The sequence below is a fragment of the Staphylococcus sp. EG-SA-2 genome (assembly GCF_017152085.1).
The window spans coordinates 1-1,206 of record NZ_JACYHC010000829.1 but is presented as its reverse complement, the minus strand read 5'-3'; the positions used below and the strand labels follow the sequence as shown (position 1 = coordinate 1,206).

The window sequence follows — 1,206 nt, the reverse complement described above, 5'->3', positions numbered from 1 at the left end:
ACATGTCGCAGTTGTTGAACAAGTATATAAAAACGGTAGTATTAAAGTTTCAGAATACAACTTTTATCGCCCATTAAAATACAATACACGTGTACTAAGCAAAAAGGCAGCACGTAACTTTAACTATATTTACTAATCAAAAAACTTCTATCACGAACGCTTCAATTTCCTGTATGCGTGTGATAGAAGTTTTTATTTTTTGTTCATATTAATTTATCTAAGCGCTACGATGGACTGACTTAAACTTTTCTTTAAAATCGCTATTCGCCATTTACTATTGTTGTCTAATTTCTTGTAAAATGCGTTCAGCTACTTGTGTATTCGCACGGGGTTCTTGCTTCAATGCTTCAGCTACTTGCGCAATTTCATCACCTTTTGCACCTACAACAATAGCTAAAGATTTATATTGCAAGCTCATATGGCCTTGCTGGATACCTTCGGAAACGAGCGCGCGACATGCTGCAAAGTTCTGTGCTAAACCAACGGCAGCAACTACATGACCTAATTCTTGTGCTGAATCTACATTTAGCAATTCTAAAGAAGCTTTAGCAATTGGTAATACTTTTGTACCACCGCCAACGATTGCCAATGTCATAGGCACTTCTATTGTACCAATTAAACGTTGACGTTTTTGATCGTATCTCCATGTTGCAATACCACGATACTGTCCGTCACGACTCGCGTATGCATGCGCACTTGCTTCTGCACCACGCGTATCATTTCCTGTTGCTAAAACAACGGCATGTATGCCATTCATAACACCTTTATTATGTGTTGCAGCACGATGAATATCAACTTGTGCCAATACAGAAGCACGTTCCATTCGTTTGGCAACCTCTTCTCCAGTTCTCTCGCCCCTTGCTAAATCTTTAACGTCAATTTCGCCTTGAACTTTAACAACGGACGCTGTTGCATGATTGGATAAAATACTCATTAAAATGTCGCTTTGTGGAGATTCATTTTTTAAAAATGCAGTTATGGCCTCTAAAATCGTATTAAGCATATTAGCGCCCATAGCATCTTTCGTATCAACAAATACTTTTAAAGATAGTAACTGTTGCTCAGGAAATGTATCAATAGCTATACGTTGGTAACCACCACCACGCGCTTTAATAGAAGGATATGCCTCATCCGCAATTTTATGAATTTGCTTTTCTAAAGCTTTAATGTCTGCTGATAATTTTTCAGTATCGTCAACGCCATCAA

At 38.1% G+C, this 1,206-nt stretch carries 1 protein-coding gene and 1 pseudogene; one reads left to right on the top strand and one right to left on the bottom strand.

Going from position 1 to position 1,206, the window contains the following annotated elements; translation table 11 throughout:
- A pseudogene (locus tag IDG60_RS14965) lies at positions 1-136 on the top strand (CHAP domain-containing protein); the annotation flags it as partial.
- Positions 137-274: 138 nt separating this feature from the next.
- Here the strand turns inward: IDG60_RS14965 and IDG60_RS14960 are convergent.
- Positions 275-1,206 (bottom strand): 3-hydroxy-3-methylglutaryl-CoA reductase (locus IDG60_RS14960; protein ID WP_164826325.1); only part of this gene is annotated, 932 nt, incomplete at its 5' end.